We start from the raw sequence: 8,851 nt of genomic DNA, 5'->3' as shown, positions 1-8,851 counted from the left end.
TTGATGTGATCAAAAAACAGCTCCGTATCGCGTAAGGGGTACCCTGTTTGTCTCTCTAACCATGGAAATTATTGTAATGAAAAATGCTCATCTACAGTTATTTAGTTTTTCAGAATAACTTTTTGACCAACACGACAAGCGATGGCAATCCTTTTTTTACCATCGCTAGTCGTTCCATATGACGTTACACGTAAATGCTCTCATCCATTCCCAATCCTTGCAGAATCCTTCGCTGCTCGTAGGTGAGCGGTTTTCCTAGCGCGCGTTGGATGCGTCCATCCGGCAGCTTGAGGAGGACGACTTTCACATACTCAAACAACTGAAAAATCGCTTGCCCGGTCGGTCGGGTCAGCTTGCGGCCTCCGGCGCCCTTTAACGGGCGTTCTGGTGTGATGAACTGACGCACCCGGCGCTGAAAGACGCGGTAAATCGCCAAGGCCAAGAGAAATAAATAGCCCAACACCGCCACCCGTTCTGGCTTTTTGACGTAAATCTCGTCGGTGAAGAACGGATCTTTGAGAAAGGAGAAGTTCATTTCCACCGAGATTTGCCCTTTATACAACTTCAAGATTTCTCGAGCATCCATCGTTCGGCCTTTCCATTCCTTCGGAACGGTCGTGACGAGGACAAACCGGGACGCTTTCCGTCTTGCCTGTTCCCATGCCTGTTGGTGGAATTCGACGTCCAGGCGCAAAAGATACAGCGTCTCCACCTCGGGTTCCACCCCTTTTTTCGGCCGGCCGCGCCGTTTTTTCGGGCGCACGATCTCTTCGACCGCGGCCTTGACCCGATGAAACCGGGGGCGAAGGGACGCCTTGAGGGACGCCAAGGCTTGTTCGGCGTCTTCGCGGCAGGAGAAGGGGTGACGCTCCCAACGGGCTTGTTCCTCGCGAAGAAGCTCCGCTTCTTTGACCCGCTCTTTTTCGAGCGTTTTTCCTTTGCGCTGGTCGAGTGCGCTCGATTCGACGACGATCAGCCGAACGGGGTGGCCTTCATACGTCGAGGCCGTTTCCCATACCCGGTACGCCGCGCCGTTTTTCTCGGCCAACGAAAAGGAGTCGCTCCACGCTGGATCGGGTTGGACATCCGCTTCCGCCAGAGCAGCTTTGACGATTCGGAGCGACGATGGGCCTCTCGTGATCAAAAAGGCGTTGGCGGCTTTCGTCTGCGCCAGAGTGTCTTTCGTCATGGCGGCGGAATCGGCCACGTAAATCCATTCGTCTTCAATCTTGGCTTGTTTGAGCTGTTCGTGGACACGGGACAGCACCTCCGGATTCCACGTTTTGTCCGGCAGGTTGCCGTCGTGCACATCGCCGTAAAACGGGATGCCATCCTCGTTGCCGATCAGCCCGAAACCGATCTGTTTTTGCCAGCGATGATGCCGGTTGTAGCCATGCGTGATCCGCAGGGCCTCTGACGAGACCGATTCATACGCGCCGTAAACGGTCTTGTCCGTCGTATCGGCGTGGAAGGCCTGGAGAGGAAGGTCTTCTTTCCGATAAATGTGAATCAAGCAAGTGCTGATCACCTTGTGAATATCCGCCTCATACAGGCGGTCGAGATGACGAGCCAACGCATCATCATTGAACCAAGAAGGCTTCAGCCCCGGCCGGATCAGCTTCGACAAATCGATCTCATGCGCCCATCGCTCCAAATGGACGAGTGCTTGTCGTCCGCTCAAGATATCCAGAAGGATCAGCTTGACCGCATCGCTGGTTCGGGTTTGGCATTGGGGATCCACCGGAACCAGCCGATCGATGAGCTGGGGAAGGTCAAGATCTTGGAAAAGGGCACTTATTATATTCAAATAGGAACTGTCATAAATCTCACAAATTTGAACATCCATGGTGGACAAACTCCTTTGCATTCCTTGTGTGTCAAGGATTCATTCCACATCGATGCAAAAAAATCCTCCCGATTTTCGTCGGAAGGGTGCGAAATGTGAGTTAGTAAAATGTTTATACAAAAATAAGCAGAGATAGAGTATTCTTAGACTGTTATCTACAGTCCTAAGAATACTCTATCTCACTTTCTAAAGGTTAAACAACGTTGAATGAGTATAGATCTATATTTACAACTATTTTTTCAATATGAAGGAGATAAAATAGAGCTCACTCTATTTTAGTGAGCTCTTACATAAATGGTTTATTTAGACTTTAGTACTTCTTTTAACAACTCAATAGCATGTTCATCGGTTGGATCGTTTGTACCAAGCTCGCCGCGGAAGGCTTTGGAGAGAATAGATTGTTTTATATTGTCTATCTTCATGTGTATATCATTCAAAATTAAATATTCATTTTTCAAATTATCAAGAAGTCTTTCAACTATTCTTACTATTTCATATTGTTCCTCCAACGGTGGAACATAAACTAATACATCTCTAATTGTTTCCATAGACAAACTTTGTTGAGCGGTTGCTTTCATTTTTGACTTTATATAAGACTGCCCGATTGGTGATTGTAAATACAAATTGAGATACTCAGCCAGTATTCCATCGACAGTTATCTTTGCTACATTAGGAGCTAAATGCCAGCGTCTGTTATCTCTAGGTGCCATACAAACATTTCCTGTTCCTGAACCTATAAATACCATTAAAACTTCTCCGCCATGCACTTGTGATCTCTCGAGTAAGTCAGATACTTCTTTAGTTATATATTTGATATTAGATTCTATAAACTCTCCCATCTGAACATTTTGCGCCCTTATTACAGGAACATCCCCAGTTTCTGTTAAGTTAAAATACTTTGTATACTCAAATCCTGCTAACTTTGTCACATGAGCTAAAAAGCCAATATTAGTAATCGTCCAAGTATCTGGTAAAGAGTGTCTAGGTTTTTCTTCTATAACAGGCACCTCATCTAGATAAAGCTTTCTTGGTTTCTTTTCTCCATTTATTTTAGCTAATCTACATAAATCTGAATATTTTCTTTTTCTTTCTGAAGCAATTTCTTGCAACATAAGGGAAGCAGAAACTAAATGTTCATTCTTTTTACGCCATGATCGTGTTAGTTCCCCTCGAAACGCCTTATCCAAAATCGCTGACCGTCGAAGTTCAAACGATTCTTTTACTTCTTCAATCAACCGCTTCGCTTCATCAATTTTAGCAAAAAGCCGGTCTACCTTATCAGCAATGCGTTTTTGTTCGTTTAAAGGTGGAAGTGGAAAAGATAAATTTTGGAGATGTTCTTTTTTAATATTTTTGATATTACTTCCTTTTGCCAAATTTGAAATAACAGATTTATAACTTGAAGATTGAAAATAAAAGCCAAAATAATCTCCATTTATTTTTTTATCTGGTCTTAATAATGTTACGAATGCCCCAAAACTTTCATTTACAAATTCAGGAGTTACAGATGCAGCTTTACCAATTACTTTATTACTTCCTGTTGATGACACTAGTAATACGTCTTTTTCTTGCAGACGTTGATTTTCGTTGATAATGTCATTTTTAACATATACATTATCATCTTGATTAACTAGTTTCCCTTCTTGGATATTTCCACCTCTAATAACCAAGGAGGTATTAGCATTTTTAAATTGTTCTACTTGATCTTTTTTGTACGAAACACCTCTAACTATTTCTGCTATAGCTCCACAATTCACCCAAACCCAATTCTCCGGCACTTTATAAGGCTGTTCTTCTTCAGGCACTAATGCTTCTTCTAATAGTTCCTCAATAGACTTTTGCTTTTTTTTGCTCATTTTTTAAGCACCTCAGATGTTTCTGCCACTTTCAGTGTTTCGTTAGAAGTCATTTGGTAGCTATTAGGTTGTTCGACAGCTTTTAACTCGGCAATGACTTCGTTTAGTAACGAAATCGCCAATTCTAATTTTCCCACCGCTTCTTCGGCGGAATCGATTGGGTCTGGCAAGTTTTCGTAGACGGACAGTGATTCATCAGAAATTAAGCCAATATCTAAGCTGTCGCCGTTTTTCGCAATTTCTTCACGGGTAAACACATTCCAGCGCTCGTCTTTGACTTGACGGCGATCTTCTGCTGTGTAGGCTTTAATAAATCCTTCAAAATGGTCTTTCGTTAGCGGATTCCGCTTACCGAAGGAAGGCATGTTCGTACGTAAATCGTACACCCATACTTCTTTCGTATTGCCGACATCTGTTTTCCCACGGGTGAAGAATAAGACGTTCGTTTTCACTCCTTGGGCATAGAAAATCCCTGTCGGCAAGCGTAAAATCGTATGCAAATTACATTTGTCCATTAAGTCACGACGAATGTCAGCACCAACTCCGCCTTCAAACAATACGTTGTCAGGTACAACAACAGCGGCTCGTGCTTTTCCATTCGGTTTTAAAGCTCTGTAAATATGTTGCAAGAAATTTAGCTGTTTGTTTGATGTTGTAAAGGTAAAGTCTGTTCGTGTTGCCCGCTCGCCACCCTTTTTCGTCCCAAACGGCGGATTCGTCAAAATCACATCATAATTTTTCAAACTTTCACCAAGTGATGAGAGGGTATCACCTAACAAGATTTCTCCATGAATATCATGAAGCAACGCATTCATGACCGCTAAGCGATGCGTATCTCTGACAAGCTCTACTCCTGAGAATGCCTTGTATTTTTGAAATTCGATTTCTTCTTGGGATAAATCAAAATAATCATCGGTCTGCTCACGAACATGGCGATCTGCCGCGATCATAAAGCCGAATGTCCCCGCGGCAGGGTCATGGCAGCGCTCGCCCGGCTGTGGATTCACAAGTTCTACAATGACATCAATGAGGACGCGAGGCGTAAAATATTGCCCCGCTCCTGATTTGACTTCACTCGCGTTCTTTTCTAACAGTCCTTCATACAAATCGCCTAAACCTTCTTGCTTCGCGTTATACCAATCTAAGTTATTAATGGATTGAATAATTTTTTCTAGGTTCTTTGGTTCTCTAATATTCGATGTCGCGTCCGTATAAATTTGTTTTAATAATTCATTTTCCTCTTTCCCTAAATCAAGTAACAACTGTTGATAATGCTCTTTTAGTTCAATTCCGTCTTTTTCTACTAACGAATCCCAGCGGTATTTTTCTGGAATGATATATTCTTGACCGGTTTCTTTCATCATTTTCAAGAACAACAAATACGTTAGCTCTGTCACATATTGGTGATAGGTAATGCCGTCATCACGAAGAACGTTACATAAATTCCATAGCTTTTGGACGATTTCTCTGTTGTTCATCTACGCTTGCTCCTTCTTAGAATAGTTGTATAAGTTGTAATTAATTTCACGAATAATGTGAGGTAATTGTCCGTCGAAAATTTTATTTAATTGTTTAAAGCCTCCGTGGCTCTTAAATGGCTCATATTCAAACGCTTTTTCCGGATCTGGATGAAGAACATATTCTTGCAGTAATTGCTTTTCAATGCGTTCGAGCCATTTCTTTTGCACCGGCGGCCATGCTTTCATTTGGTAAATTTTTTTCATGGCGTTTTTAATTCGTTCTTCATGGCTAATGAGCGGATCGCCTAGCGCTTGCTGGCGAATGAAGGCGATGATGTCCGCCGCGATGTCTTCATTTTTCGCCTCCCGCCATGCCGCTTGCAGTTTTTTCTCGGAAAAGCCTTTTTGGTCCAATTCGAGCAGCAGCTTTTTCAGTTCTTCTCTCGTTAACTCAGTTGGACGTTGACAAACAATCATTAAAGCTGGGATTTTGTTCATATTGTTGCGAATAAATTCACCGAACGATTGCAAGTAGTCATCTGGCTTTTCCGCGTTTCCGTATCCGCGTTTTACCGCAATCAGCTTATCTTCATGTTTGGAAATATATTGCTTATTTTCCCGATAGCGATTTTCATCCATATAGCGGAACATGGACTTGTACTCTTTTAATTGTACAGGTAATTCATCCGGCTGCAAGGCTTTTACCCAATCGATAAACTCATCGACCGTTTTGCCTCCGGACAGCACTTTAAAGTCTTGATGCTGCCTATCGGACCATTTCCGCTTTTTCCGCTGGATTTTGGCAATAATTTGTTCTTTTTGATATTGAAGATGTTCCGTTTTTTCTAGTCCCTCTAATTCTTCGACTAATTGAGTCAGCGAAATATTCGGACGCGTTACAACCGGCTTCATGCTTGTATATGGTTTTAAAGATTCATAAATCCCAACCGCATCAAAAATTTTAAAATGGTCTTTTTGGATTTCTTCGCATCTTCTCGTTGCGCGTCCTAACATTTGTTCATACAGAATGCGCGAGCGAACACGCCGTAAGAAGACAAGATTCGTAATCGCCGGCACGTCCACACCCGTCGTCAGCAAATCAACCGTAACGACAATTGTTGGATATTTTTCGTTTTTAAAACGGCGGATCGCACCAGAAGGATCTTTAATCGAACCGGTAATTTTCATCACCGCGTTGTCTTCGACTTCACCGTATAGTTTTTCGAACTCTTCTTTTAAAAGGCGAACGACTAAGTCAGCATGATCATCAGTGGCAGCAAAAATTAACGTTTTTCCTTCATCATCCGGAGAAATATATTTCGTCAATTCACGAATGATGACACGATTAAAGCTTTCCGTAATGACTTTTGTGTTAAACTGAGACACATCAATATTGACTTCGTCTTCTAAATACTCTTGAGAAATCGTTCCTGTCACCGTGTCATACACATCGACCGTTTCCCCTTTCGCCCACGTAATCCCTTCTTTTTTCAACACCGTTTCAAATTGATACGGGGGTTCATGGTCGACTAAATAGCCATCCACTACCGCTTCCCGATAAGAATACGTGAAGACAGGCGGACCAAAGATCTCCGTCGTATGAAGTGCCGGCGTCGCCGTCAATCCGATGCGGACGGCATCAAAATAATCGAGCACTTTGCGGTATTTGCTGACATAGTCTTGATGATCTCTAAATTGCAGTTCCACCTCATCCATTTCTTTATCTAACGTATAACCGCGATGGGCTTCGTCCACAATAATGCAGTCATACTGATCCACAGGCGGGATGTCTTCCGAGCGGTCGTTATAAAAAATTCGTTTTAACATTCCTTGTACGGTAGCGATATGCACTTTCGTTTCGTCATCTGGTTTTTGATCGTATAACGATTGTAAGCTATAAATTTCGGTGAACGTATGGAAACTTTCCATCTTGCTTTCTTTAAAAGCACTTTCCGCTTGTTCCGCTAGCGCTTTTCGGTCAACAAGGAATAAAATTCGATGAAAACGCTTTGCTTTGAGTAATCGGTAAATGAGACCAATCGCCATTCTCGTTTTCCCTGTTCCGGTTGCCATTGCGATTAAAATGCTTCGTTTTTTCTCTTCCAGTGCTTTTTCAACGGCTTGAATGGCTTTCACTTGATAGTCTCTTAATTTTAGATAATCAAATTTTTCATCACGCAAAAATTGTTCTGAACGTTCGATATCCTGCTCTAACAATTTTTTTAACCCGCGAGGAGTGTACCAGCCTTGCAGCGGGCGCGGATGGTTCGTCGATTTTCGGGCATCTAAAAACCAAATGCCTGATTTTTGTTCGAGCTGTTTTAAATACGGACGGCCATTGGTCGCAAAAAGAAACGGAACAAAGTAGTCTCCCCACGGTTCATGGATCACTTCGTTGCCATGTCGAACGACTAATTTTGCATATTCTTTTGCTTGTTCAATGTCGGATGGAATATCTTTGCTGGCGCGTTTCGCCTCAATGATTCCCACCAGTTCAAGGCCAATAAATAGCGCGTAATCGGCGTAACCGCGTTTTAAAGGCCATTCCGCGATTGCCATGTTTCGGCCTTTTTCCGGACGAACTCCTTTTGAGAACCGTAACTTTTCAGAGTCAGCCTCCCATCCAGCATCTCGTAATTGTTGGTCAATAAGAATACGGGTTTCTGCCTCCGTCAATTCAAAGTTAGCGATTGCACGTTGAGAGAATTCACGTCGTTTTTGCTTCTCTTCACTGCTAATATATAGCTGTTCTTTCCGTATCTTTTCAAGCTCTGTTTCCAATTGAGCAAGCTTTTCTTCGTATGACTTAACTACATGATCCAACTCATCTGCTGATATAGATGTTTGTGGTGTCGGTTCGATATACTCTGGAGCTTGGAATGACCAATCGCCATACACTTCCATAAACCAAACGGCTATGCGGAACGCCATATGCAATAAAGCTTTTGCCTCATTTACTTCTCCATAACTCGGATTATGTACCGCTTCATTCCCTTTCAACCGAATAACCGTAAATAAGTCATATATTTCTTTTGGGATAATTTGCTCATAAAAAAGAACTCTTAGACGTTCTTGCTGATCAGTTCCCCGTTCTTCCCGAATTTCTTCTAAAGCTAAAATATATTTTGTAATCGTTTCTGCAAATTTTCTCAGCTCACTAATCGTCACATTTGGATTTTGATATACATTTCGTTCCGCCGTTTCCCCAACACGGGCGAGAACTTCCCATTTTTCTTCTAAAAAGCGAAAATTGTGTGACATATACACACCTCACCCATATATATTTCTTGGCTCAATTACTCTAATACTTAAATGCTTGGAAATACATTATCGCCTAAAGGGATATATAGTACTATTTTAGCATAAATTTTACAATATTTCTCACTTCTCATTATGTAACAAATACATTTTACCGACACGAAACTACATCGTTAATTTTCTTAAACGTAACACAATATTATCGTTTTTTAACACAAAATGAACAACTAAGTAAAATTCCCCTTCGTTTTTAGTTTAAAAGAATCTTTCAGAAAGGCTATTAAGGGAACTAATAAATTTGTAAGATGATATGGTCTTTCCAATAAAAATTTGGTTCATCACCAAATTTTGTGATTTAGTGACAAAAAAGAGAAAGCACTGACGAGATCCTGGCCATAATGTTAGCGGTGAAATCAACATTAAGGAGGTCT

General features: G+C 41.9%; 4 protein-coding genes. All 4 read right to left on the bottom strand.

Annotated features, from left to right (window positions below; all coding sequences use genetic code 11):
- Positions 1-184 precede the first annotated feature (184 nt).
- A complete protein-coding gene (locus CV944_RS15705) occupies positions 185-1,846 on the bottom strand; it encodes an IS1634 family transposase (protein ID WP_063330359.1) in 1,662 nt (553 codons plus the stop codon).
- Between the two features lie 299 nt (positions 1,847-2,145).
- Positions 2,146-3,702, bottom strand: a complete 1,557-nt coding sequence (locus tag CV944_RS15695; RefSeq protein WP_100664507.1) for a restriction endonuclease subunit S — start codon at positions 3,700-3,702, stop codon at positions 2,146-2,148.
- Positions 3,699-5,180: a class I SAM-dependent DNA methyltransferase gene (locus CV944_RS15690; protein ID WP_100664506.1), complete on the bottom strand. Its 1,482-nt coding sequence runs from the start codon at positions 5,178-5,180 to the stop codon at positions 3,699-3,701. Before CV944_RS15690 ends, CV944_RS15695 begins: the two co-directional genes overlap by 4 nt.
- On the bottom strand, positions 5,181-8,423 hold the full coding sequence (gene hsdR / locus CV944_RS15685) for a type I restriction-modification system endonuclease (protein WP_100664505.1): 3,243 nt from the start codon (positions 8,421-8,423) through the stop codon (positions 5,181-5,183). It lies immediately after the preceding gene.
- Positions 8,424-8,851: the final 428 nt, after the last annotated feature.

The sequence above is a fragment of the Geobacillus sp. WSUCF-018B genome (assembly GCF_002809985.1).
Lineage (GTDB): Bacteria > Bacillota > Bacilli > Bacillales > Anoxybacillaceae > Geobacillus > Geobacillus thermophilus.
This window is presented reverse-complemented; position numbering and strand designations above follow the sequence as displayed.

Coding starts and splice junctions, on each gene's coding strand:
- CV944_RS15690 (WP_100664506.1), bottom strand. CDS start 5,180: ATGAACAACAGAGAAATCGTCCAAAAGCTATGGAATTTATGTAACGTT.
- CV944_RS15695 (WP_100664507.1), bottom strand. CDS start 3,702: ATGAGCAAAAAAAAGCAAAAGTCTATTGAGGAACTATTAGAAGAAGCA.
- hsdR (WP_100664505.1), bottom strand. CDS start 8,423: ATGTCACACAATTTTCGCTTTTTAGAAGAAAAATGGGAAGTTCTCGCC.
- CV944_RS15705 (WP_063330359.1), bottom strand. CDS start 1,846: ATGGATGTTCAAATTTGTGAGATTTATGACAGTTCCTATTTGAATATA.